Below are 23,857 nucleotides of genomic sequence, written 5' to 3'. Positions count from 1 at the left end.
CGCACAGATTACCCACAAATTGTTCAGAGCTTTTACACCGGGTTCTCCACCGCCACTGAACATTCGCTCGAAAGGCCCGAGCCCAGGCACTGCGGGAGCTGTATAAGTTCACTGAATGATTCGATGGCCGCCGGATCAGGAAAATCCGGGCAAATCTGCCAACAGCTTTTCCACAGCTTGTTCAAATAATGCCCAACGCCGGGCTGTGCTTTTGATCAAAAATCGACCAGCTCGCCCAAGACCACGATTCATCCGGGCAGGCGGCGTCGAACCACAGGTTATCCACAGGCGGTTCCACGGCGATTGGGGAGAAGCTTCAGGTGTCCAGCGATTGCGCCTGGATACGGCCCCGGCTGAGGTCGCTGAGCAGTCGCTGCAGGGCGTCCACCTGGACGGTGGGCAGGTTCAGCGTCAGCTGTACGCCATTGGCGCCAAAGGCCTCGTCTTCGACGGCGGCGCCCAGGGCCAGCAACCGCGCCTTGAACAGCGCGTGCTCGGCGAAGCTGCACTCGAAGGCCAGCCGGCTGCTGGGCACCAGCTCCACACGCGGTGCGTCCTGCAGGCATTTCGCCGCGCAGCCGCCGTAGGCGCGGGCCAGGCCGCCGGTGCCAAGCTTGATGCCGCCGAACCAGCGGCTGACCATGACCACCACGCGGTCCATGTCCTGCCCCTCGATGGCCACCAGCATCGGGCGTCCGGCCGTACCGCCGGGTTCGCCGTCATCGCTGAAGCGGTACTGGTTGCCCAGCTTCCAGGCCCAGCAGTTGTGCCCGGCGCTGGCGTCGCGGTGCGCGGCGAGGAAGGCCAGCGCCTCGGCCTCGCTGGCGATCGGCGCGGCAACGCAGTGGAAGCGGCTCTTGCGAATCTCTTCCTGGTAGAGGACGGGCGCGGCGAGGGTGAAACTCATGCCGTCGCCGGCGGTGTCAGGCCGCAGCCCTTGAGGATGATGCGGATGAGGTTGTCGCTGGCCTCGCCGAAGTCCTGCTTGGACATGCGCTTGCGGCCGGTGACGAAGGCGATCTGGGTGGCGAAATCGGCGTAGTGCTGGGTGCTGCTCCAGATCAGGAAGATCAGGTTCACCGGGTCGACCGGGTCCATCTTGCCGGCGGCGATCCAGGCCTGGAACACAGCGGCGCGGCCGGCGAACCAGGTGCGGTAGTCCTGGCTGAAATGCTCGGTCAGGCACTCGCCGCCGCTGATGATTTCCATGGCGAACACCCGCGAGGCCTGCGGGTAACGGCGGGAGAATTCCATCTTGGCGCGGATGTAGGCAGCCAGCGCGGTGGCCGGGTCGTCGTCCACGGTGAGGTGGTTGAAGGTGCTGTCCCACAGGTCGAGGATGTTGCTCAACACCGCCACGTACAGCCCCAGCTTGTTGCTGAAGTAGTAGTGCAGGTTGGCCTTGGGCAGGCCGACGCGCTGGGCGATGGTGTTCATGCTGGTGCCCTTGAAGCCGTGACGGGCGAACTCCTCCTCGGCAGCCGTGAGGATGGCTTCTTCGTTCTTCTGGCGAATGCGGCCGGCGGGCTTGTCGCCGTTCTGCACGGTATGGGCGGGCACTTGGAGGGTCATGGGGCGAATCCACGTCTACGGGGGGCGCAGCATGGATAACCCAGGCGGGGCGGGCGATTCAAGCGCTCGCCGGAGAAAATGAGTGGCAATGCGCCATACAGGACCGCGGACCCCGCCGCGTGGCGGGGCCCGGCGAGCCGTCAGAAGTGGTACTTGACCAGTGCGCTCATGGTGTTCTGGTCGGTGGTGAAGTACTGGGAATCCTTGATGCCGTACTTGTCGGACCAGTAGTCGTACTCGATACCCACGTACAGGTGCTTGGCCTCGTAGCCCATGGCCTTGCCCAGGTCGTACTTGATCTGCGGGTTGAAGTGCAGGTTGGCGTGGTAGTCGCTCTGGCCGCGCTCGCTGGAGCTGGCGTCCTTGTTGTTGACGACCCAGTCCATGAAGCCGTCGAACAGGATGTCGGAGTTGCCCACCGGGATGGTGATGGCCCACGCCGGGGTGATCTGCCAGGCGCCGGACGGTACGCGATTGCCGTCGGGCTTGCGGTAGTAGAAGTTCAGCTGGAAGTAGTCGAAGCCGGGCAGGGCCAGGTCGAAGCCCGGGCCGAGCAGGTAGGACTCGACGTCGCCTTCACCGAACTCGTAGGTGCTGGCCAGCAGCACGTCCTTGACCGGGCCGAAGGACAGGTCGGTGCCGGTGAGCTTGCCGAACGACAGGCGCGGGCTGAACTCGCCGTAGTAGCTGTTCTTGCCGTTTACCGAGCTTTCCTTGCCGTTGTAGTTGATCTGGTCGACGAAGAACCAGATGTCGCCCCAGGTCCAGGCGCTCGCACTCTCGAGGGTGAAGGTCTGCTGGATCGGCGGATCGACCTTGTAGTTCTTGCCCCACAGGTAGCTCAGGCTTTCGTTGTGCCAGATCAGCGGGCCGTCGTTGGAGGCCGGAGCCGGAGTCAGGTCTTCACCGCCGGCCATGGCTTGGCCGGCCGCCAGCAGCCCGCTGGCAAACAGCAGGGATGCGAGAGTGCGAGTCATGCGTTGCTCCTAAATCAGTGCAGTCGAATTACGTTTTTAGTTGTCAGCGGAACCTGTCCTGTCGGTCAGGTCTGGCCTGGGAAAGCAAGATTGGCGCCAAACCTGACCGAGCGTTCCGTTTTTATGCCGGATCCATGATCGATCCGTGCTTTTTGCGTGGTCCCCACAGGGACGGCGGACACTCTCAAGCCGGCTCTGGGTCGGCAATTTCCTGACCCACGAGACAACTTTGCCGGATTCCAGGGCAGCCTCGCGCCATTCAGGTGCAGACTTTGGCGATCACCAGGAAGAAAATTGGATACATGACAGATTTGTGTTGAATCGAATCAATTCAAATTGTGTATACAACTCTTCTGTAGGAAATCTACACAGTGCCCCGAGGGAAACATCACGCATTTTTTCGGGCGCGAATGATGCCAGAGGCGGACACGCGCCACACCTGGAGATTGCGCCGGACTGCCGGGCGGTTGTGTTACCAGACGGCGATATGGGCGTCGGTGCGCGGCTCGGTTCCGCCACAAAGAACCCCGCTCACCGGGTCGCGCAGGACGATCTGGCCGCGCCCATAGGTGGTCAGGTCATGGGCCACTTCCACATGGTGGCCACGCCGCGTCAGCACCGCCGCCAGGCTCCGCGGCGCGTGGTATTCGATGCCCACGCGCTTGTCCCCCAGCCACTGCCAGCGCGGCGCGTCGAGTGCGGCCTGGGGGTTGAGGCCGAAGTCCACCAGGTTCATCACCATCTGCACGTGCCCTTGCGGCTGCATGTAGGCGCCCATCACGCCGAACGGGCCGAGCGGCACGCCGTCCTTGCTGAGGAAGCCGGGAATGATGGTGTGGAAGGTCTTCTTCCCGGGGCGCAGGGCGTTGACGTGCTGCGCATCAAGGCTGAACTCGGCGCCCCGGTTCTGCAGGGCAATGCCGGTGCCGGGTACCACCACGCCGGAGCCGAAGCCGTGGTAGTTGCTCTGGATGAAGGAGACCATGTTGCCCTCGCCGTCGGCGCAGGCCAGGTACACGGTGCCGCCGGATTTCGGCTTGCCCGGATGCGGCTCCAGCGCCCGCGCGCCGATCAGTTCACGGCGGCTGGCGGCGTAGTCGTCGCTGAGCAGATCGGCCACGCTGACGCGCATGCAGTCCGGCTGGCCGATGTAGGCGCGGCCATCGGCGTAGGCGAGCTTCATCGCCTCCACCTGGCGGTGCCAGGTTTCCGGGCTGTCGCGGTCGCCGAAGTCGAAGCCCTTGAGGATGTTCAGCGCCATCAGCGCCACCAGGCCCTGGCCGGCGGGCGGGATTTCCCAGACGTCGTAGCCGCGGTAGTTCAGCGAGATCGGTTCGACCCACTGCGGCCGGTAGCCGGCCAGGTCATCGGCGCGCAGGTAGCCGCCGCTGCGCTCGGCGTGAGCGGCGATGCTGCGCGCCAGCTCGCCACGGTAGAAGCTTTCGCACTGGCTTTCGGCAAGGGCCTGCAAGGTGTCGGCCTGGGCCGGATTGGCGAAGAGTTCGCCGGCGAAGGGGGCACGGCCGTCGAGGAGGAATTCGTCGAACCAGGTCTGCAACTCGGGATGTTGTGGTCGCGCCGTGCGGAACTTGTCCAGGCCGCTCTGCCAGAGGCCGGCGATCACCGGCGAAACCGGGAAACCGTCGCGCGCCAGTTCGATGGCCGGCGCCAGCAGCTCGGCGAACGGCAGGCGGCCAAAACGCCGCGACAGCTCGGCCCAGGCCGCCGGGCAGCCCGGCACGGTCACCGGGGTCCAACCGTACAGCGGCATCTTCGAATGGCCGGCGGCCTGCACCGCCTCGATGCTCAGCTTCTGCGGCGCGTGGCCGCTGGCATCCAGGCCGTAGAGACGGTCCTTCACCCAGACCAGGGCAAAGGCGTCGCCGCCGATGCCGCAGCCGGTGGGCTCGACCACCGTCAGCGCCGCCGCCGTGGCGATGGCCGCGTCGATGGCGTTGCCGCCGCGCCTGAGCATGTCCAGCCCGACCTGCGCCGCCAGCGGCTGCGAGGTGGCGACCATCCCGCGACGGCCGAAGACCAGCGAGCGCTGCGAGGGATAGGGGTACTCCTGGGCGGAAAAGCTGAGCATCGACGACCTCCGGATACGGCTTGAGACGGCAGGGTAGCCCTGCCAGACTTCGTCAGCTAGCGACATACACCCAAGATATACCGATGAAAGGACAAGCTCCCGAACTGCAACGCCTGATCCCGGTGCTCGAACGCCTGCCCCGGCCGGTCTACGCCCGCGCCGAGCGCCTGCGCGCCGGTTCCTGGACCAGCAAGCACCATCACGCCTGGGTGCAGCTGTCCTACGCCATCAGCGGCGTGCTCGGCGTGCATACCGCCGAGGGCAGCTTCTTCGCGCCACCGCAGCGGGCGATCTGGATTCCGGCCTATCTCGACCATGAGGTGGTGACCTCGACCCAGGCCGAGATGCGCAGCCTGTACATCCGCGACGATGCCTGCGAATGGGCGCCGGACCGCTGCCGGGTGCTGGAGGTGACACCGCTGGCCCGCGAGCTGATCAAGAGCTTCTGCGAGCTGCCGGTGGATTACCCCCAGGGCGACAGCCCCGAATCGCGGCTGGTGGAGGTGCTGCTGGACCAGCTGCGCACCCTGCCGGAAGTCGCCTTCTCCCTGCCGATGCCGCAGGAAGCCCGCCTGCTGCAGCTGTGCCAGGCGCTGATCGACCATCCGACCGACAACCAGACCCTGGGCGACTGGGCGCAGCGCATCGGCACCTCGGAGAAGACCCTGTCGCGGCTGTTCCAGCGCGAGACCGGGATGACCTTCCGCCTCTGGCGCCAGCGCCAGCGCCTGCTCGCCTCGCTCGGTTCGCTGGAGGCCGGCGACAGCGTCACCGCCGCGGCGCTGGATTGCGGGTATGACTCCACCTCGGCGTACATCGCCTCGTTCAAGGGATTGTTCGGGTTCACGCCGGGGGATCTGTTCCGGCAGCGGTAGGGCATCCAGCAGCGTTTTCGTCGGATGGGTGGAGCTTGCGATACCCATCGGCCGGGAATGATGGGTATCGCTTCGCTCCACACCATCGTACGGCTCCTCACATCGGCGGATTTCCGCTCACCACCCTCGCCCATCGGCATTCCTTCGCCTGCCCAAATACCTTCTCGAAACGCCGGAACCCTTCTGCCACGGGGCTTTCGCGCCTTGGCACGCTGCCTGCTATCGCCCTGCTCACTGCGCCGCCCTCGCGGCGCGCCGGCGTGCCGTTCCGTAGTCCGCACGCCTGACGACAACAACGACAAGAGGAATACCCATGGATAGCGCAAGCGCCGTCTCCGCTTCTGCCGCACCCCGTACGACTTCCCAGCGCATCAAGTCGATCTTCAGTGGCTCGGTGGGCAACCTGGTCGAGTGGTACGACTGGTATGTCTACGCCGCCTTCTCGCTGTACTTCGCCAAGGCATTCTTCCCCCAGGGCGACATGACCGCCCAACTGCTGAACACCGCCGCGATCTTCGCCGTGGGCTTCCTGATGCGCCCGATCGGCGGCTGGCTGATGGGCATCTACGCCGACCGCAAGGGCCGCAAGGCCGCGCTGCTGGCCTCGGTCCTGCTGATGTGCTTCGGCTCGCTCATCATCGCCCTGACCCCCAGCTATGAAACCATCGGCGTCGGCGCCCCGATCCTGCTGGTGCTCGCGCGCCTGCTGCAGGGCCTGTCGGTCGGCGGCGAGTACGGCACCTCGGCCACCTACCTGAGCGAGATGGCCAACAAGGAACAGCGCGGGTTCTTCTCCAGCTTCCAGTACGTGACCCTGATCTCCGGCCAGCTCATCGCCCTGGCAGTGCTGATCGTGCTGCAGCAGGCCCTGACCACCGAGCAGCTGGAAAGCTGGGGCTGGCGTGTGCCGTTCTTCATCGGCGCGCTGTGCGCGGTCGTGGCCATGTTCCTGCGCCGCGGCATGGAAGAGACCGAGTCCTTCACCAAGAAGAAGGAAGAGCCCAAGGAAAGCCTGATCCGCGCCCTGCTGCGCCATCCCAAGGAAGTGCTCACCGTGGTCGGCCTGACCATGGGCGGCACCCTGGCCTTCTACACCTACACCACCTACATGCAGAAGTACCTGGTGAACACCGTGGGCATGAGCAAGACCGACTCGACCATGATCTCGGCGGCCACCCTGTTCCTGTTCATGCTGCTGCAGCCCATCGTCGGCGCGCTGTCGGACAAGATCGGCCGCCGCCCGATCCTGATCGCCTTCGGCGTGCTGGGCACCGTGTTCACCTACCCGATCCTCAGCACCCTGCACACCGTCACCACCTGGTGGGGCGCGTTCTTCCTGATCATGGCCGCGCTGGTCATCGTCAGCGGCTACACCTCGATCAACGCCGTGGTCAAAGCCGAGCTGTTCCCCACCGAGATCCGCGCCCTGGGCGTGGGCCTGCCCTACGCGCTGACCGTGTCGATCTTCGGCGGCACCGCCGAGTACGTGGCGCTGTGGTTCAAGAGCATCGGCATGGAGAGCGGCTTCTACTGGTACGTCACCGCGTGCATCGCCTGCTCGCTGCTGGTCTACGCGACCATGAAGGACACCCAGAAGCACTCGAAGATCACCACCGACTGATTGGGCGACTTGCCCTGGCCCCGGCGCACACTCTCCGGGGCTTTTTATCCACAAGGCCCGGCTCATGCCGGGCCTTGTCATTTCTGCTTTTCGATCTTCGTAGGAGCGAGCTTGCTCGCTCCTACAAGAGCAGGACCCGCCGGTGGGTTATCCTTCCCTATCCCTTCCCCACCGGAGCCCCGCCATGACCCTCCCGAAATCCGCCCTGATCATCGGCGCCTCGCGTGGCCTCGGCCTGGGCCTGGTGCGTGAACTGCTGGACCGTGGCTGGGACGTCACCGCCACCGTGCGCGACGTCGTCCACCCCGGCGAGCTGGCCAATCTGCCGGTGCGCGTCGAAGCCCTGCTGCTGGACGACGTGCACTCCCAGGACCGCCTCGCTGAAGTCCTGGCCGGCGCGCACTTCGACCTCGTCTTCATCAACGCCGGCATCTACGGCCCGGCGCACCAGTCGGCCATCGACGCCAGCCCTGCCGACGTCGGCCAGCTGTTCATGGTCAACGCCGTGGCGCCGCTGCGCCTGGCCGAGCGCCTGCTGCCGCGCCTGAACAGCGAACGCGGCGTGCTGGCCTTCATGACCTCGGAGCTGGGCAGCGTCGCCGGTAACGAATCCGGCGGCATGGCGCTGTACCGGGCGAGCAAGGCGGCGCTCAACTCGCTGACCCGCAGCTTCGTCGCCGAACTGGGGGAAACCGGCATCACAGTGCTCAACCTGCACCCCGGCTGGGTGCGCACCGACATGGGCGGCGAAGCCGCGCCGCTGGATGTTCCGACCAGCGTGAAAGGCCTCGCCGATCAGGTCGAAACCCACGCCGGCCGTGGCGGCCAGTTCTACCTGGACTACCAGGGAACGACGATCGACTGGTGACGAAGCGTCCCGGCGGCGTTACCATGCGCCCACGTCTGACCTCCGGGTCAACGAACCTGGATCAGCAGACAGGGTGAACACTGAGCTGGCTCTCTCATCAATGGAGCCGGCTCGCCTCACACGGCGGCTCCGCCCAACGAGGAATCACTCATGCCTTCTACCCGTCTCTGGCTGCGCAATCCGCTCGCCGTCTTCACTGCCAACGATCAGGACGCCCGCGGCGGCATCGTCGTGCAGGACGGCCGCATCGTCGAACTGGTCGCCGCCGGCCAGCAGCCCAAGGCTCCCTGCGAGCAGACCTTCGACGCCAGCCAGCACGTGCTGACGCCCGGCCTGATCAACACCCACCACCACTTCTACCAGACCCTCACCCGCGCCTGGGCGCCGGTGGTGAACCAGCCGCTGTTCCCCTGGCTGAAGACCCTCTACCCGGTATGGGCGCGCCTGACCCCTGACCAGTTGGGCGTGGCCACCAAGGTGGCCCTGGCCGAGCTGCTGCTCTCGGGCTGCACCACCGCCGCCGACCACCACTACCTGTTCCCCGATGGCCTGGAGCAGGCCATCGACGTGCAGGCCGGCGTGGTTCAGGAACTGGGCATGCGCGCCATGCTCACCCGTGGCTCCATGAGCCTGGGCGAAGCCGACGGCGGCCTGCCGCCGCAGCAGACCGTGCAGAGCGCCGAAGCCATCCTCGACGACAGCCAGCGCCTGATCCGCGAGTACCACCAGCGCGGCGACGGCGCCCAGGTGCAGATTGCCCTGGCGCCCTGCTCGCCCTTCTCGGTCACCCCGGAAATCATGCGCGCCAGCGCCGAACTGGCCGAGCGCGAAGATGTGCGCCTGCACACCCACCTCGCCGAAACCCTCGACGAGGAAGACTTCTGCCTGCAGCGCTTCGGCCAGCGCACCGTGGACTACCTGGACAGTGTCGGCTGGCTCGGCCCGCGCACCTGGCTGGCCCACGGCATCCACTTCAACGACGAGGAAATCCAGCGCCTGGGCGCGGCCGGCACCGGCGTCTGCCATTGCCCCAGCTCGAACATGCGCCTGGCCTCGGGCATCTGCCCGACCGTGGCCCTGGAAGAAGCCGGCGCGCCGGTGGGCATCGGCGTGGACGGCTCGGCCTCCAACGACGCCTCCAACATGATCCTCGAAGCCCGCCAGGCCCTGTACATCCAGCGCCTGCGCTACGGCGCCGAGAAGATCACCCCGGAACGCGCGCTGGGCTGGGCCACCAAGGGTTCGGCCAAGCTCATCGGCCGCAGCGACATCGGCGAACTGGCCGTGGGCAAGCAGGCGGACCTGGCGCTGTTCAAGCTCGACGAACTGCGCTTCTCCGGCAGCCACGATCCGCTTTCGGCGCTGCTGCTGTGCGGCGCCGACAAGGCCGACCGGATCATGATCGGCGGCACCTGGCGGGTCATCGACGGCGAAGTCGAAGGCCTCGACCTCAAGCGTCTGATCGCCGACCACACCCAGGCCGCGCGCAAGCTGCTCGGCACCCTGTAAGCCGTAGATGGTGAGGCGCGGCGGAACGGCTGGCGGATGGGGCGCCGGCCATTCCCCCGCGCCTCATTACCCTTTTAGAACGGCCGGCTGCCGCTCAAGCTGATGCGCTTGAGGCGCCGCCGCTCGCTGGCCGGGAACGCGTTGCGCGCATGCAGCGTGGCCTGGTTGTCCCACCAGACGATATCGCCCACTTCCCACCGGTGCGTGTAGCTCAGCTCCGGCCGCTGCAGGTGCTCGCGCAGCCGCTCGATCAGCGCCGCGCCCTGCTGCGGATCATGGCCGGGGATTTCCACCTCGGTGTGCACCGAGAGGAACAGCACGCGCTTGCCGCTCTCCGGATGGGTGCGCACCAGCGGGTGCTCGGTACCCTGGATCGGCTCGATGTCCGACGTGCGGTAGCGCACGAAGCCGCCGTTGTAACCGCCGCTCTTGAGACGGATGAAGGGGTTGTAGTTGATCAGCTTGAGCGGATCGATCTCGGCGCGGGTCGCCTCGTCCAGCGTCTCGTACGCGCGCGCCAGGTTGGTGAACAGGGTTTCGCCGCCGGTCTTCGGCACCTCCAGCGCGTAGAGGAACGAGCCGGAAGACGGCACCGGCGTCCACTGGTGATCGACGTGGGCCGGCAGGGCGAAATTGCCCAGCTCGCCGTCGCCGGTATTGGCCACCTTGACGATGTCCGGCGCCTTGCCGTCGGCGCCGGAGGAGAGCACCGGCACGTCAGCCGGCGGCTGGAACACCGCGCCGAACAGGGTGGCGAAGCGCAGGTACTGCTCGTCGTCGAGTTGCTGGTTCTTGAAAATCAGAATGTGGTGGTCGCGGTGGGCCTGCTTGATCGCCAGGATCTGCTCCGGGGTCAGCGGCTCGCGGGCGTCCAGGCCACGCACTTCGGCGCCCAGCGGCGCGTCGAGGGGGACGATGGCGAAGGGTTCGGGGGTGGATTGTTTGAGGGCGGGTTGGGTCATGCGTCGGTGCTCCGTTCAAGCATGGTTGGCCCTCTCCCTAACCCTCTCCCTGAAGGGAGAGGGGACTGGATCGGTGCCAGGCGAAACCAAGGTGCAACGCTGCAACCGAGGTGGCAGGTCTGCACGGGAAGTGCGCTTCAATCGGACACTCCCTCTCCCTTCAGGGAGAGGGCTGGGGAGAGGGCGCGATAGCAGAGGACTTCAGACCTTCCTGACCGTCCGGCTGCGCTGCCCGTCGACGCCCACCGGCACTTCGCCGGCCAGGGTCACGCGGCGCACGATGCGCGGTTGGGTGCCGTAATCGTCCACGGCATAGTGCTGGGTCGCGCGGTTGTCCCAGATCGCCACGTCGCCCGGCTGCCAGCGCCAGCGCACGGTGTTCTCCAGGCGGGTGACGTGGCTCTGCAGCACCGCGAAGAGGTGCGCCGAGTCGTGCTGCGAGAGTCCCTTGAGGCGTTTGACGAAGTGCCCCAGCAGCAGCGTCCGCTCGCCGCTCACCGGGTGCACGCGCACCACCGGGTGCTCGGTTTCGTAGAGGGTCGAGGTGAACACCTTGCGGTATTCCTCCAGGCGCGCCGGATCGGCGTTCGGGCGGATGCCGGCATAGTCGTACTCGTTGCTGTGCACCGCCCAGAGCGAATCGGCCAGCGCCTTCAGTTCCGGCGTCAGGTCGTCGTAGGCGGTCGCCGTGTTGGCCCACACGGTGTCGCCGCCGGCCGCGGGCGCCTCCACGCTGCGCAGGATCGAAGCCTTGGGATAGGCCTCGACGAAGGTCACGTCGGTGTGCCAGGAGTTGGCACGGCGGCCCTGGGCGCCGTCCAGCTCCAGCAGGTAGCGGGTGCCCTCCTCCACCGGCACCGTGGGGTGCGCCACCGGCTCGCCGAGCAGTTGGGCGAAGGCTTCCTGCCCCGCGTCGTCGAGCTGGCCCTGGCCTCGGAAGAAGATCACCTTGTGCTTCACCAGGGCGGCCTGGATCGCCCCGACGGTGGCGGCGTCGAGCGTGCCGGAAAGGGTCACGCCACGGATTTCGGCGCCGATGCGGCCGGCCACCGGATGGATGTCGAGTTCGATGCCCGGTTGCGGAATGACTTGTGCTGCGTTGCTCATGTCGAAGTCCTCTTACTGTGGCAATGGACCGCGCCGCTGCCGGCGCGGGAATGGGATCAGAAGTCGTAACGGACCGAGGCGCCCAGCGTGCGCGGCTGCCCCACCGAGGCGGTGTAGGAGCCGTTGATGCTGGCGAAGGCGGCCAGGTAGTAGTCCTTGTCGAAGGCGTTCTTCAGCCAGATCGAGGCGTCCAGCTGGCCGTCACCGATGTCCTTGCGCAGGCCGGCGGAAAGGTTCACCAGCCCGTAGCCGTCGATCTTCGAGAGGTCGGAGTTGTCCAGCGTGCCCTCAGCCTCGGAGCGGTAGGCGTAGCTGCCGGTCACGTAGGGGCGGACGCCGTCGTCGAGGTTCCAGGTGTATTCGCCGTTGAGGTTGGCAATCCACTTCGAGGCGCCCACCACGTCCTCGCCGGTGAGGTCGCAGGTGGCCGGCGCGCCGGGTTTGGTGGACACCTCCGCCGGGCACGGGGCGTCCTTGAACGACAGGTAGGTGACGTCGTTGTAGGAGCCGTTGAAGTTCAGCGTCAGGCCGCGCACGGGCAATGCCGTAGCTTCGAACTCCAGGCCGCGCGAGCGCACGCTGCCGGCGTTGGAGAGCACCGAGACCAGCTGGGTCGAGCCCGGCGGCTGGTACAGGGTGGTCGCCTGGTAGCCGTGGATGCCGGTCCAGAAGATGTTGGTGTTGAGCTGCAGGCGGTTGTCGAACAGGGTCGACTTGATCCCCAGTTCGGCATCGTTGGCGCGCTCCGGGCCGACCAGCAGCGAGTCCGCCCCGGCGGTCGGCGCACTGGCCACGGCCAGGTTCACACCGCCGGACTTCTCGCCATGGGACAGCGAGGCGTAGCCCAGCAGGTCATCGCTGAACTGGTAGCTCAGGCTCAGCAGCGCCGAGGGGGCGAAGCTGTAAAGGCTGAGGTCGCCCGAATCGTAGGCGCCCAGCTGGTTGCGCCGCACCACGGCGCCCGCGCCGGTGACCGGCGCGCCGCCCACGGGAGCGAAACGTTCGACCTTGGCGGCCTTTTCCTCATAGGTGCCGCGCAGGCCGGCGGTGAAATCCAGTTTGTCGGTGAGGTGCCAGGTGCCCTGGGAGAACAGCGCGAAGCTGTCGGTCTCGATCTTGCCGTTGGCCTTGGTGTAGGTGTTGTTCAGCGCATTGAGATTGGTGCCCAGCAGGTACTGGTCGGCCAGGGGGCCGTAGTCGGTGAAGGTCTTGTTGCCCAGGTTCTGGTTGAACGCGTAGGCGCCGAGCACGTAGTCGAAGGCGCCGCCGGTAGGCGAAGCCAGGCGTATTTCCTGGGAGAACTGGCGGTCGTGGACTTCCACGCCGGTGTTGTTGATCGCCGAGACGTTGAGCTGCTCGTCGTTGGCCGGGGTGAAGTGCCAGTAGCGGTAGGCGCTGATGGAGGTCAGCTTGAAGCCGCCATCGAGGTTCCAGTTGGCCTCCACCGAGCTGCCGCCCTGGTGCACGCTGACGTTCTGCCGGCTGTTGATGTTGACCTTGTGCCGGTCCGGGTCGCGGATGGGCGAGGCGCCCACGGCGGCGGCGCGCTGCCAGAAGCGGTCGGCGGCGCCGTACACCACCATGCTGCCGTTGCTGGAATCCTCCTCGTTGTAGTCGTTGATCCAGCGCAGGTCGAAATCGTCGTTGGGCTTGAACAGCAGCTGCCCACGGATGCCCTGGCGCGCGCCGCCGTTGAGGTCGTTGTCGTCGTAGACGTTCTTGATGTAGCCGTCGTCGCGGGTGCGGTAGGCCGACACGCGCCCGGCCAGGGTCTCGGTCAGCGCACCGGATACCGTGCCCTTGCCCTGGAAGTAGCCGTCCTGGCCGCCGGACACCTCGACGCTGCGCTCGGGGGTGAAGGTCGGCGCGCGGGTGCTGATGTTCAGCACGCCGGCGGTGGTGTTCTTGCCGAACAGCGTGCCCTGCGGGCCGCGCAGCAGTTCCAGCTGCTCGATGTCCAGCAGGTCGAATACCGCCATGCCGGGGCGGCCCAGGTAGACGTTGTCCAGATAGACCCCGGCGCTGCCTTCCAGGCCATCGCTGGCCGGGTTGTTGCCGATGCCGCGCACCGCGATGCTCGACTGGCGCGCATGGATGAAGGCGACGTTGACGCTCGGCAGCACCTGCTGCAGGTCCTGCACCTTGTAGATGCGCTGGCTTTCCAGGGTCTCGCCGCCGAGCACGGTGATCGGCGTCGGCACCTTCTGCGAGTCCTCCTCGCGGCGGCGGGCGGTGACGGTGACCTTGCCCAGGGTGGCATCGGCCTTGGCGGGCTCGGCCTTGGTGGCGGCAGGCGTCGCGGTGGTGGTGGCGGTGGTCGTGTCCTCGTCCTGCTCCTCGGCGAGGACCGGCAGCGCGCCGCCGAGGGCCAGCAGCAGGATGATGGCGTAGTCCGGCGCACGCAGCCGGCGCGGGGCGATGGAGGGGAAATGCTGTCTCGAACTCATGGGTGATTCCTTGGGCGACCGCGAAATGCGCGGGCAAAAGGGGGCCGCACCGCGTCAGCGCGGCGAACGGCAGCTCAGTGATTCGGGATGACGCCGCGTCAGGGCGGCGGGGCGGTCAGCGGCAGCGCGGACGGCCGCAGCAACGGCACATTCGGCAAGGCGGGCGGCTCAAGGCATACATCGGGCGGCTCCTGGTCTCATGCATATTCTTATTTCTTAAAAGAATAGATTTAAGTTTTATTCTTCATTGACGGAATAAGAGCTTGCATTTAAAACCAGCGCATCCCCTGCGGCAAATGCCTTTGCCCACTATTTTCAATGCCGGAAATGCATCATGGATCTGCGCCAACTGCGGTACTTCATCGCCCTCAACGAACATCGGAGTTTCGTCCGTGCCGCTGACGCCATGGGCATCACCCAGCCGGCCTTCAGCCGCAGCATCCAGGGCCTGGAACAGGAACTGGGCTGCCGCCTGGTGGACCGCGCCAGCAAGGACCTGCGCCCCACCCCCGAGGGCCAGGTGGTGCTGCAGCACGCGTTGAGCCTGGTGCAGGGCGCGAGCAACCTGAGCCATGCCATCGCCCAGCTGAACAAGCTGGATTCGGGCGAGTTGCGCTTCGGCTGCGGCCCGGCGCCGGCGCAGAAACTGGTGTCCGATGCCGTGGCGCAGTTCGTCCGGCGCTACCCGCGCCTGCACATCCAGTTCGGGGTGGACAACTGGGAGCGCCTGGCGCGCAACCTGAGCCGCGAGGAGATCGAATTCTTCGTCGCCGACATCCGCCACTTCGAAGCCGACCCCAACTTCCAGACCCGCCCGCTCAGGCCGCGCAACGGCCTGTTCTTCTGCCGCCAGGGGCACCCGCTGCTGGCCAAGGAGAGCCTGTCCACCAACGACATGTTCGCCTACCCGCTGGCCGCCACCCTGATCCCGCCCAGCGCGCGCAAGATGCTGGCCAACCTCAGCGGCAAGATCGACGTCACCGCCAACATCCAGTGCGAGGACATGGCCTCGCTGGTGCGCATCGTCAGCCAGACCGAGGCCATCGGCATCGCCGTCGAGGAAGCGGTGAGCGAGCCCATGGCCCGTGGCGAGCTGGTGCGCCTGTACTTCCGCAACCTGCCGGCCAATGTCGACATCCTCCAGGCCCGCTGCGGCATCGTCACCCGCACCGGCGACCGCCTCTCGGCGGCGGCGCGGGCGATGATCGAGTTGCTGGTGGAGTTGGATGGGGAGGCGGCGTGACGCCGCTGGAGGCCGTCGGTGACCAGGCGGGGCATGTCGTCCCAGCCCAGGAAAAGCCGGGCGATACCGCGAGCCCTGTAGGAGCGGACTCCGTCCGCGATGCTCTTGCTCTTCGTAGGGCGGATAACGCCGAAGGCGTTATCCGCCGTTGTGGGGTATGGGTGTTCCAGCGCCGCTTCGACGTGCACTGAGAGATTTTGTTTCGCCCCCTCGGGCGAGTCCCTTTTGGGGCCCCAAAAGGAACCAAAAAGGCCCGTCCCGACATCCGGCCCCGGCTTCGCCGGGGGTGATTCGCTTCGCTCACCCTTCGGGTCAGCCTTCGGCTGTTACTTCGCTTCGCTCCGTTTCCCTCCTTCCGGTATTGCTCCGAGGGTCGGCGTACAAGGGCCGTCCCTGGCCCTTTACGCCTCTCGCGGCATCCATGCCGCTCGCCCCTCTGCGCAATACCTCCACTCGGCCTCCTGACGGGACTCTGCGCGCGCCTGGGACTTTGGCTGCTTCATGCTGGATTGCTCTTCGTAGGATGGTGTGGAGCAAGGCGATACCCATCACGGCGGATAACGCTGCGCGTTATTCGCCCTACACAAGCATCGCGGACAGAGTCCGCTCCTACAGGAGCACAGCTCCGCTCTGGCTCTGGCTCTGGCTTTAAAGACTTCCAGAGAAATATCCGCACGCACCGGAGCGCCCCTTCAGGAGGCCGAGTGGAATCGGAGTTTCAGGGGTTGAGCGGCATGGATGCCGCGAGAGCGTCGTTGGGCCATGGATGGCCCGTCGACGCGTGCCCCTGAAACTTCGATGGAGCGAGGGGAGTCCCGCGAAGCGGGACCCGGATGATGGGGCACAGACCTTTGCCTACTTTGGGTCGTTTGCCAAAGTGGGTCGCCCGAGGGGGCGAAACCAAATGTCCCCGAACACGCCGAAGCGGCGCAGGAACACCGGCCAAGACGGCAAATAACGCCAGAGGCGTTCTCCGCCCTACGAAGAGCAAGAACATCGCGGACGGAGTCCGCTCCTACGAAATCAGTGCCTCCTGTCCGCAATAGGCGCCCTGTCTCACTGAACCACCGCCACCGGCTGCCCCGCGATCTGCTTGCCCGCCGCCTCCTGCAACTCCGGCTTCGCCCAGTCCGCCGCCTTGAACTCCCGCCGGATCAACCCGTAGCGCTTCGCGGCCTGAATGGACGCATCCAGCTTCGCCAGGAACCCCGCATCCAGCTTCGGCGACAACACCTCCGCCAGCCCACGATCCTGATACTCGCTACGGAAGATCACCGCCGGGTAGTTGGCCTGCTTCGACACCAGGTCAATGTAGGCATCGCGGTTGGCCTCGGCGCTGGCCCACTGCACCGCCTGCAACTGCACCTTCAGCAGCCGCTCGGTGAGGTCGGGATGGGCGTCGACGAACGCGCCGTTACCCACCAGCCCCGCCTGCAGGGTGCCGGCGCCGCCGAGGTCGTGGGTGCTCAGGACGATGTCCGCCAGCCCCTTCTCGCGCAGGGCGAACAGGCCGGCCAGGCCCCAGGTAGCGTCGATCTGCTTCGCCGCCAGAGCCGCCAGCGCGGCGCTGAAGTCGAGGTTGATCACCTTCAGGTCCTTCTCGGAGAGCCCGGCGCTGGCCAGGGCGTTGTCGAACGACAGCTGGCTCGCGGTGCCGCGGAAGATCCCCACGCGCTTGCCCTTGAGGTCGGCCAGGGACTTGATGTCCGAGCCCGGCTGCACGCCGAGGTAGTGATTGACGTCGCGCGCGGTGGCGGCCAGCAGGCGGGTGTCCAGGCCGCTGGATTTGCCGATGATCGCTGCGAGATCGCCGAGGTAGGCGAAGTCCACCTGGTCGTTGGCCAGGGCTTCGTTGATCACCGGGCCGGCGCCCTTGAAGAAGGTCCATTTGATGGCGATGCCGTCGGCGGCGAATTCCTTTTCCAGCAACTGGCGGGTGGTGAGCACGTCGACGATGCCGCCGCCGGACGGCTTCGGGCCGGCGCTGACGTCGGGGACGGCGATACGGATTTCCTTCACTGGCGCGGCCTGGGTGAAGGTCGGATAAGCGCCGAGCAGGCCGGCCAGCACCGGTGCGGCGAAGAGGGACAGCAACTGTTGGGTGAGGGCCTTCATGGCGCCTGCCTCCTGCAATGGGTTGAATGCGTGGGAGGCACTAAAGGCAGCTCTTGGCCTGCAAAGAAAATAATAAAAACTTATTTTTTAGTAACTGAAAGACCTAAATCAGGCGCACTCGGGCTCCGCGCGGGAATGCCCGGACGGCATAAAAAATATTCCTCGAATGCATTGGCCGAGGCAGAAGGGCTTCCCTTAAATGACCTTTCTTAGCTCATAAATGCATTGATTGGATTTTTCATATTCCAATGAAGAATATTACAAAGCCCTCCGGCCTTGCCCTCCCCGCTCCCCGTCCGGCGCTCGCTTCACCGCGCCTGCCGTGGGTTTCGGCCTCCCGCGCGCTACCCTGGCTGGTGCCGTCCGCCCTGGCGTTGCTGTGGTGGGTCGCCAGCCACCGACACTGGATGTCGGCGCAGATCCTGCCGACCCCGGAGCTGGTGCTGCAGGCCGCCCGCGAGCTGCTGGGCGGCGAGCTCTGGCTGCAACTGGGCATCAGCCTGAAGCGCCTGGCCTGGGGCCTGCTCGCCGGCATCGCCAGCGGGGCCGCCCTCGGCGCCTGGCTGGGCTTCAGCCGACGCGCCGAACGGTTGATCCTGCCGACCTTCAGCGCCCTGGCGCAGGTCCCGACCCTGGCCTGGATTCCGCTGTTCATGCTGTTCTTCGGCATTGGCGAGTTGCTCAAGCTGGTGGTGCTGATCAAGGCGGTGATCGTTCCGGTCACCCTGCACACTCTGGTCGGCGTGCGCGACGCCCAGCCGCGCCTGCGCGAAGCCGCCGCCGTGCTGCGCCTGCCCCGTCACCTGCTGGTGTGGCGGCTGATCCTGCCGGCGGCGTTGCCAGCCTTCCTCACCGGCGTCCGCCTGGCCCTGGCACAGGGCTGGACCTCGCTGCTGGCCGTGGAGCTGCTGGCCTCCAGCGAAGGCATCGGCTACCTGATGGTGCAGGCGCGCCAGCTGTTCATGCTCGACACGGTGTTCGTCTGCATCCTGGTCATCGGCCTGGTGGGCGCGGCCATGGACCGTGGCCTCCAGGCCCTGGACAAGCGCCTGCTGCACTGGCCGCAGCAGGCCACCGGCGAGCTGCGCCGCAGTGCGCGCGGGCACGGCTGGCAACGGCTGCAACCCTGGCTGCTGCCGCTGGCGCTGCTCGCCCTGTGGCAGGCCGCCAGCGCCTTCGACTGGGTCGATCCGGCCATCCTCGCCAGCCCCGCCTCGGTGGCCGTCGCCCTGTGGCAAGGGCTGCTCGACGGCAGCCTGCCCGGTGCGCTGCTGGCCAGCCTGAAACGCACCCTCGGCGGCCTGCTGCTGGGCGGCGCACTGGGCTTCGCCCTGGGTCTCACGCTCGGCCTGCTGCGCCCCGCCGAGCGCCTGTTGGGCCCGAGCTTCGCCGCGCTGCGGCAGGTGGCGATCTTCGCCTGGGTGCCGCTGCTCACCGCCTGGTTCGGCCTGGGCGAGACGGCCAAGGTGGTGTTCGTCGGCCTGGCCGCCTTCTTCCCGCTGCTGCTGGCCACCCAGCGCGGCGTCGCCAGCCTGCCTCCGCAACTGAGCGAAGCAGCCCTCGCCCTGCGCCTGTCGCCGTGGCAGCGGCTACGCCGGCTGGTGCTGCCGGGAGCCGCGCCCTCGGTGTTCGCCGGCATCCGCCTGGCGCTGATCTACGCCTGGCTGGGCACCATCGGCGCCGAATACTTCATGCCGTCCAACGGCGGCATCGGCAGCCTGATGATCGGCGCCCAGCAGCTGTTCCGCATGGACCTGGTCGGCGCCGGCATGTTGTTGGTCGGCCTCACCGGCGCCCTGCTCGCCGCCCTCGGACACCGCATCGAAGCGCGCGCGACGCGCTGGAGACACGCATGAACGCCTTCACTTCCCAGGCGCTGGTGAGCTTTCGCCAGGTCGCCAAACGCTTCCCCGTGGACGGCCGCGAGCTGCAGGCCATCGAACGCTTCGACCTGGAGATCGCCGAGGGCGAGTTCATCGCCATCGTCGGTGCCAGCGGCTGCGGCAAGTCGACCCTGCTGCGCCTGCTGGTCGGCCTGGACCGCGAGTTCCAGGGCGAAATCCGCATCGCCGGCAAACCCATCGACGGCATCGGCGGCGAGCGCGGCATCGTCTTCCAGGAACACCGCCTGTTCCCCTGGCTGACGGTGGAGCAGAACATCGAACTCGGCCTGGTCAACGAACCGCTGAGCGCCACCGGCAAGGCCGGCAAGGTCGCCGACTACCTGCAGCTGGTGGGCCTGAAGGGCTTCGAGCGAGCCTACCCGCACCAGCTTTCCGGCGGCATGGCGCAGCGCGTGGCCATCGCCCGGGGGCTGGTGGCCAGCCCGCGCATCCTGCTGCTGGACGAACCCTTCGGCGCCCTCGACGCGCTGACCCGCCAGCAGTTGCAGGAAGAGCTGCTGCGCATCCGCCAGCGCGAGCGGATCACCACCGTGCTGGTCACCCACGACGTGGAGGAGGCGCTGTTCCTCGCCGACCGCGTGGTGGTGATGGCGCCGCGGCCGGGGCGGATCAAGCGGATCGTCGAGGTGCCACTGGCGCATCCGCGCGAGCGCGGCGGCTTCGACTTCCTGCGCCTGCGCGAGGCGCTGCTGCACGAGTTGACCGGCGATGGCGATTACGTCGCGCCGCAGCCCAGGCGGGTCGAGGACCTGCCGTTCGAGTTCATTGCCTGCTGACGGCAAGAGCACCCTCACCCTAACCCTCTCCCAGAGGGAGAGGGGACCGATCGGCGCCGGCTGGGATTACGGCTTCAGCCGGCACGGACTGCCCCCTCTCCCCCTGGGAGAGGGCTGGGGTGAGGGCACGCCCAACGCACCCATCCTCCCAGTCATACGAGCCCAATCATGAGCAAACGCCCCAACTTCCTCGTCATCGTCGCCGACGACCTCGGCTTCTCCGACCTCGGCGCCTTCGGCGGCGAGATTTCCACCCCGAATCTCGACGCCCTGGCCCTCGACGGCCTGCGCCTGACCGATTTCCACACCGCGCCGACCTGCTCGCCGACCCGTTCGATGCTGCTCACCGGCACCGACCACCACATCGCCGGCATCGGCACCATGGCCGAGGCGCTGACCCCGGAGCTGGAAGGCAAGCCGGGCTACGAGGGCTACCTCAACGACCGCGTGGTGGCCCTGCCCGAGCTGCTGCGCGAGGCCGGCTACCAGACGCTGATGGCCGGCAAATGGCACCTGGGCCTGAAGCTGGAGCAGGCACCCCACGCGCGCGGTTTCGAGCGCTCCTTCTCGCTGCTGCCCGGCGCGGCCAACCACTATGGCTTCGAACCGCCCTACGACGAGACCACGCCGCGCATCCTCAAGAGCACGCCGGCGCTGTACGTCGAGGACGACCAGTTCATCGAGGAGCTGCCGGCGGACTTCTATTCCTCCGATGCCTTCGGCGACAAGCTGATCCAGTACCTGAAGGAGCGCGACCAGAGCCGGCCGTTCTTCGCCTACCTGCCCTTCTCCGCGCCGCACTGGCCGCTGCAGGCGCCCAAGGAGGTGGTGGACAAGTACCGGGGCCGCTACGACGCCGGCCCCGAGGCGCTACGCCTGGAGCGCCTGGAGCGGCTCAAGGCGCTGGGCCTGATCGACGCCGACGTGAAGGCGCATCCGGTACTGGCGATCAGCAAGGAATGGGCGCAGCTCAGCGACGAGGAAAAAGCGAAATCGGCGCGGGCCATGGAGGTCTACGCGGCGATGGTCGAGCGCCTGGACTGGAACGTCGGCCGCGTCGTCGACTACCTGCGCCAGCAGGGCGAGCTGGACAACACCTTCGTCCTGTTCATGTCCGACAACGGCGCCGAGGGCGCACTGCTGGAAGCCTTCCCGCGCTTCGGCCCGGACCTCTTGAGCTTCCTCGACCAGCACTACGACAACAGCCTGGAAAACATCGGTCGCGCCAACTCCTACATCTGGTACGGCCCCCGCTGGGCGCAGGCGGCCACCGCGCCGTCGCGGCTGTACAAGGCCTTCACCACGCAAGGCGGCATCCGCGTGCCGGCGCTGGTGCGCTACCCGCAGCTCAAGCGCCAGGGCGAGATCAGCCACGGTTTCTCCACGGTGATGGACATCACCCCGACCCTTCTCGACCTCGCCGGTGTGCGCCACCCCGGCAAGCGCTGGCGCGGCCGCGACGTGGCCGAGGTGCGCGGCAAGTCGTGGCTGGGCTGGCTGTCGGGCGAGACCGAGCAGGCCCACGACGAGAAGACCGTCACCGGCTGGGAGCTGTTCGGCATGCGCGCCATCCGCCAGGGCGACTGGAAGGCGGTGTACCTGCCGGCGCCGGTCGGCCCGGCCACCTGGCAGCTCTACGACCTGGCCAGCGACCCCGGCGAGACCCAGGACCTGGCTACGCGCCAGCCGGAAAAGCTGCAAGCGCTGATCGAACACTACAAGCAGTACGTCAACGAAACCGGAGTGATCGACGCACCGCCGCCGTTCCTCGCGCGCTGAACCCTCGACGGGAAAATCGGGCTGGCACGCAATGCCAGTCCCGACCCGTTTTGCCACCCCAAAAACACCTGGAGCCCCCGGGATACGGGGCTTTCAGACTACCGTCCGTCGCCGGATGCGAAGCGCGACCAACGGCCCTCCACGCAAAAATCCATCTAAATCAAGGCCCCTTGCCGGCCGCCGACAAACTAGCGTCAATTTGACATCATCCAACGACACTCTAGCTTTAAGAAGCCAGGCCGACGTACTGCTCAGGACCTATCTCAGCAGCCGCGTGGCCTACCTTCCTGGCGCTCGGCAATGGAGTGCAGCATGCGCGATACCCGATTCGATTCGCCTGTCGATCAGGCCGGCGGCCCAGTGTGGCCGAAACGCCTGATCCTCCAGTCGCTGCCCTGGGCCCTGGTGGCCGGGCTCTGCTGGGTAGGCGTGCCGATCTGGATACTGCTGCCGGTGGGCTGGCTCTCCAGCCTGGCCCTGGGCACCCTGCTGACCGGCCCCGCCCAGGCGCCGGCCAGCGCGCAGCAGGTGAGCCTGGACAGCGAGCAGCTGCCGCAGTGGCGCCCGCTGCAGGACGCCATGGAAAACCACCTCTCCAGTCTCAACGGCCACACCCACCAGATCGACAGCATCCTGCACCACGCCATCGGCCAGCTCACCGACAGCTTCCACGGCCTGGCCGAACGCATCGACACCCAGCGCGGCCTGTCCCACTCGCTGATCGAGCGCTACGACGGACGCGGCCACCTGGACGACGACATCGACTTCCAGCGCTTCATCCATGCCACCCAGGAAACCCTCGGGCTGTTCGTCGAGGCGACGCTGGAAACCAGCCGCACCTCGCAACAGCTGGTGGAGCGCATGGACCGTGTCACCCACAAGATCGCGGAAATCCTGCAATCCACCCAGGACATGGACGCCATCGCCAAGCAGACCAACCTGCTGGCACTGAACGCCGCCATCGAGGCCGCCCGCGCCGGTGAAAGCGGCCGCGGCTTCGCCGTGGTGGCCGATGAGGTGCGCGCGCTGTCCACCCGCTCCACGCACTTCTCGCAAGCCATCCGCGAACACGTCGACGTGGTCTACCACGAGATCAAGGATGCCGAAGGCGCCATCGCCCAGCTGGCCGACAAGGACATGTCCTTCGCCCTGGACTCGCGCCAGAAGATCCAGAGCATGCTCGACGACCTCGACGCGATGAACCAGCACACCGTCAAGGTGGTACAGGAGCTGGACCGGATTTCCCTGGAAGTGGGCGACGGCGTCAACGCGGCGGTCACCGCCCTGCAATTCCAGGACATGAGCAGCCAGTTGCTGGGGCAGATCGGCAAGCACAGCGCGCGGCTCGGCGCGCTGGCCGTTGGCCTCGGCACGCTGGATGGCCGCGAGCCCCGCGAATGGGGCGAGCGGCTGCGCACGGAAGTCGCCGAACTCGGCCGTCCGCTGAGCAACCCGGTGGCGCAGACCAGCCTCAGCGCTGGGGAAGTCGAGCTGTTCTGAGTGCACCCGGCCAACGGGTGCGAAGGAGGCAGGACATGTTGCAGTCGATCATCGAGTACCTGGCGAACATCGCCCTGGTGGGCTGACGCCCACCGACACCCCGAATGCAGTCCCCTGGAGCAAGGAGAAGTCACGCAATGGGAAAGCAGATTCTGATCGTCGACGACTCGGCCTCGATACGGCAGATGCTGAGCTTCACGCTCAAGTCCGCCGGTTATGACGTGGACGAGGCCGTGGACGGCAAGGACGGTCTGGGCAAGGCCCAGCGCAAGACCTACAACCTGGTGTTCACCGACCAGAACATGCCGAACATGGACGGCCTCTCGCTGATCCGCAGCCTGCGCGACATGGCCGGCTACCGCAGCGTGCCGATCCTCATGCTGACCACCGAATCCAGCGACGCCATGAAGCAGCAGGGCAAGAGCGCCGGCGCCACCGGTTGGCTGGTCAAGCCGTTCGACCCGCCCAAGCTCCTGGAAGTGACCCGCAAGGTCCTGCCGTAGGGGAACCCTC

At 66.8% G+C, this 23,857-nt stretch carries 18 protein-coding genes; 10 read left to right on the top strand and 8 right to left on the bottom strand.

What is annotated here, in order from left to right; all coding sequences use genetic code 11:
• Positions 1-316 precede the first annotated feature (316 nt).
• The 4 genes from SD196_RS00775 to SD196_RS00760 all read right to left on the bottom strand — a co-directional run bounded on the left by SD196_RS00775 (position 317) and on the right by SD196_RS00760 (position 4,638).
• Positions 317-907 (bottom strand): IMPACT family protein, encoded by a 591-nt coding sequence (locus tag SD196_RS00775; RefSeq protein ID WP_416310961.1) that lies wholly within the window; start codon positions 905-907, stop codon positions 317-319.
• The gene (locus tag SD196_RS00770) at positions 904-1,572 is read right to left on the bottom strand and encodes a TetR/AcrR family transcriptional regulator (RefSeq protein WP_275609596.1); all 669 of its coding nucleotides are present in this window, start codon (positions 1,570-1,572) and stop codon (positions 904-906) included. Before SD196_RS00770 ends, SD196_RS00775 begins: the two co-directional genes overlap by 4 nt.
• 140 nt (positions 1,573-1,712) lie before the next feature.
• Positions 1,713-2,549 carry an outer membrane protein OmpK gene (locus tag SD196_RS00765; protein WP_275609595.1) on the bottom strand — a complete coding sequence of 279 codons (837 nt, stop codon included), beginning with the start codon at positions 2,547-2,549 and terminating at the stop codon, positions 1,713-1,715.
• A gap of 472 nt (positions 2,550-3,021) precedes the next feature.
• Entirely contained in the window at positions 3,022-4,638 is a 1,617-nt protein-coding gene (locus SD196_RS00760) for a gamma-glutamyltransferase family protein (protein WP_416310960.1), read from the bottom strand.
• A 77-nt stretch (positions 4,639-4,715) separates the two neighbouring features.
• On the opposite strand from SD196_RS00760, the gene SD196_RS00755 reads away from it, so the two are divergent.
• The 4 genes from SD196_RS00755 to SD196_RS00740 all read left to right on the top strand — a co-directional run bounded on the left by SD196_RS00755 (position 4,716) and on the right by SD196_RS00740 (position 9,511).
• Positions 4,716-5,513 (top strand): AraC family transcriptional regulator, encoded by a 798-nt coding sequence (locus tag SD196_RS00755; RefSeq protein ID WP_275612050.1) that lies wholly within the window; start codon positions 4,716-4,718, stop codon positions 5,511-5,513.
• A 313-nt stretch (positions 5,514-5,826) separates the two neighbouring features.
• Positions 5,827-7,134: an MFS transporter gene (locus SD196_RS00750; RefSeq protein ID WP_416310959.1), complete on the top strand. Its 1,308-nt coding sequence runs from the start codon at positions 5,827-5,829 to the stop codon at positions 7,132-7,134.
• A gap of 184 nt (positions 7,135-7,318) precedes the next feature.
• Entirely contained in the window at positions 7,319-8,002 is a 684-nt protein-coding gene (locus tag SD196_RS00745; RefSeq protein WP_343576201.1) for an SDR family oxidoreductase, read from the top strand.
• Between the two features lie 150 nt (positions 8,003-8,152).
• On the top strand, positions 8,153-9,511 hold the full coding sequence (locus SD196_RS00740; protein WP_416310958.1) for an 8-oxoguanine deaminase: 1,359 nt from the start codon (positions 8,153-8,155) through the stop codon (positions 9,509-9,511).
• A gap of 74 nt (positions 9,512-9,585) precedes the next feature.
• Here the strand turns inward: SD196_RS00740 and SD196_RS00735 are convergent, their stop codons facing one another.
• The 3 genes from SD196_RS00735 to SD196_RS00725 all read right to left on the bottom strand — a co-directional run bounded on the left by SD196_RS00735 (position 9,586) and on the right by SD196_RS00725 (position 14,027).
• Positions 9,586-10,473: a TauD/TfdA dioxygenase family protein gene (locus SD196_RS00735; protein ID WP_416310957.1), complete on the bottom strand. Its 888-nt coding sequence runs from the start codon at positions 10,471-10,473 to the stop codon at positions 9,586-9,588.
• Positions 10,474-10,674: 201 nt separating this feature from the next.
• Positions 10,675-11,580: a TauD/TfdA dioxygenase family protein gene (locus tag SD196_RS00730; protein WP_416310956.1), complete on the bottom strand. Its 906-nt coding sequence runs from the start codon at positions 11,578-11,580 to the stop codon at positions 10,675-10,677.
• A 56-nt stretch (positions 11,581-11,636) separates the two neighbouring features.
• The gene (locus SD196_RS00725) at positions 11,637-14,027 is read right to left on the bottom strand and encodes a TonB-dependent receptor (protein WP_343576194.1); all 2,391 of its coding nucleotides are present in this window, start codon (positions 14,025-14,027) and stop codon (positions 11,637-11,639) included.
• A gap of 334 nt (positions 14,028-14,361) precedes the next feature.
• On the opposite strand from SD196_RS00725, the gene SD196_RS00720 reads away from it, so the two are divergent.
• Positions 14,362-15,270 (top strand): LysR family transcriptional regulator, encoded by a 909-nt coding sequence (locus SD196_RS00720; RefSeq protein ID WP_331315334.1) that lies wholly within the window; start codon positions 14,362-14,364, stop codon positions 15,268-15,270.
• A gap of 1,056 nt (positions 15,271-16,326) precedes the next feature.
• Here the strand turns inward: SD196_RS00720 and SD196_RS00715 are convergent.
• Complete coding sequence (locus SD196_RS00715) at positions 16,327-17,385, bottom strand: ABC transporter substrate-binding protein (RefSeq protein ID WP_416310955.1); 1,059 nt, start codon at positions 17,383-17,385, stop codon at positions 16,327-16,329.
• A gap of 248 nt (positions 17,386-17,633) precedes the next feature.
• Between SD196_RS00715 and SD196_RS00710 the strand changes: the two genes are divergently transcribed.
• The 5 genes from SD196_RS00710 (at position 17,634) to SD196_RS00690 (ending at position 23,847) form a co-directional block, all read left to right on the top strand.
• Positions 17,634-19,241 (top strand): ABC transporter permease, encoded by a 1,608-nt coding sequence (locus SD196_RS00710; RefSeq protein ID WP_370600435.1) that lies wholly within the window; start codon positions 17,634-17,636, stop codon positions 19,239-19,241.
• The gene (locus tag SD196_RS00705) at positions 19,238-20,065 is read left to right on the top strand and encodes an ABC transporter ATP-binding protein (protein WP_275609585.1); all 828 of its coding nucleotides are present in this window, start codon (positions 19,238-19,240) and stop codon (positions 20,063-20,065) included. Before SD196_RS00710 ends, SD196_RS00705 begins: the two co-directional genes overlap by 4 nt.
• Before the next feature lie 168 nt (positions 20,066-20,233).
• Positions 20,234-21,844 carry an arylsulfatase gene (locus SD196_RS00700; protein ID WP_343576186.1) on the top strand — a complete coding sequence of 537 codons (1,611 nt, stop codon included), beginning with the start codon at positions 20,234-20,236 and terminating at the stop codon, positions 21,842-21,844.
• 300 nt (positions 21,845-22,144) lie between these two features.
• A complete protein-coding gene (locus tag SD196_RS00695) occupies positions 22,145-23,344 on the top strand; it encodes a methyl-accepting chemotaxis protein (RefSeq protein ID WP_416310954.1) in 1,200 nt (399 codons plus the stop codon).
• A 137-nt stretch (positions 23,345-23,481) separates the two neighbouring features.
• The gene (locus SD196_RS00690; protein ID WP_275609582.1) at positions 23,482-23,847 is read left to right on the top strand and encodes a response regulator; all 366 of its coding nucleotides are present in this window, start codon (positions 23,482-23,484) and stop codon (positions 23,845-23,847) included.
• Positions 23,848-23,857 lie beyond the last annotated feature (10 nt).

Origin of the sequence: Pseudomonas macauensis (genome assembly GCF_047902425.1) — a bacterium.
Classification (GTDB): Bacteria; Pseudomonadota; Gammaproteobacteria; order Pseudomonadales; family Pseudomonadaceae; genus Pseudomonas.
Note: the sequence above shows the minus strand (reverse complement) of the source record. Positions and strands in the feature narration are given on the sequence as shown.

What these genes read in the sequence shown, in the direction of transcription:
- SD196_RS00775 (WP_416310961.1), bottom strand. Translation starts at nt 907, where the DNA reads ATGAGTTTCACCCTCGCCGCGCCCGTCCTCTACCAGGAAGAGATTCGC.
- SD196_RS00770 (WP_275609596.1), bottom strand. Translation starts at nt 1,572, where the DNA reads ATGACCCTCCAAGTGCCCGCCCATACCGTGCAGAACGGCGACAAGCCC.
- SD196_RS00765 (WP_275609595.1), bottom strand. Translation starts at nt 2,549, where the DNA reads ATGACTCGCACTCTCGCATCCCTGCTGTTTGCCAGCGGGCTGCTGGCG.
- SD196_RS00760 (WP_416310960.1), bottom strand. Translation starts at nt 4,638, where the DNA reads ATGCTCAGCTTTTCCGCCCAGGAGTACCCCTATCCCTCGCAGCGCTCG.
- SD196_RS00750 (WP_416310959.1), top strand. Translation starts at nt 5,827, where the DNA reads ATGGATAGCGCAAGCGCCGTCTCCGCTTCTGCCGCACCCCGTACGACT.
- SD196_RS00745 (WP_343576201.1), top strand. Translation starts at nt 7,319, where the DNA reads ATGACCCTCCCGAAATCCGCCCTGATCATCGGCGCCTCGCGTGGCCTC.
- SD196_RS00740 (WP_416310958.1), top strand. Translation starts at nt 8,153, where the DNA reads ATGCCTTCTACCCGTCTCTGGCTGCGCAATCCGCTCGCCGTCTTCACT.
- SD196_RS00735 (WP_416310957.1), bottom strand. Translation starts at nt 10,473, where the DNA reads ATGACCCAACCCGCCCTCAAACAATCCACCCCCGAACCCTTCGCCATC.
- SD196_RS00730 (WP_416310956.1), bottom strand. Translation starts at nt 11,580, where the DNA reads ATGAGCAACGCAGCACAAGTCATTCCGCAACCGGGCATCGAACTCGAC.
- SD196_RS00725 (WP_343576194.1), bottom strand. Translation starts at nt 14,027, where the DNA reads ATGAGTTCGAGACAGCATTTCCCCTCCATCGCCCCGCGCCGGCTGCGT.
- SD196_RS00720 (WP_331315334.1), top strand. Translation starts at nt 14,362, where the DNA reads ATGGATCTGCGCCAACTGCGGTACTTCATCGCCCTCAACGAACATCGG.
- SD196_RS00715 (WP_416310955.1), bottom strand. Translation starts at nt 17,385, where the DNA reads ATGAAGGCCCTCACCCAACAGTTGCTGTCCCTCTTCGCCGCACCGGTG.
- SD196_RS00710 (WP_370600435.1), top strand. Translation starts at nt 17,634, where the DNA reads ATGAAGAATATTACAAAGCCCTCCGGCCTTGCCCTCCCCGCTCCCCGT.
- SD196_RS00705 (WP_275609585.1), top strand. Translation starts at nt 19,238, where the DNA reads ATGAACGCCTTCACTTCCCAGGCGCTGGTGAGCTTTCGCCAGGTCGCC.
- SD196_RS00700 (WP_343576186.1), top strand. Translation starts at nt 20,234, where the DNA reads ATGAGCAAACGCCCCAACTTCCTCGTCATCGTCGCCGACGACCTCGGC.
- SD196_RS00695 (WP_416310954.1), top strand. Translation starts at nt 22,145, where the DNA reads ATGGAGTGCAGCATGCGCGATACCCGATTCGATTCGCCTGTCGATCAG.
- SD196_RS00690 (WP_275609582.1), top strand. Translation starts at nt 23,482, where the DNA reads ATGGGAAAGCAGATTCTGATCGTCGACGACTCGGCCTCGATACGGCAG.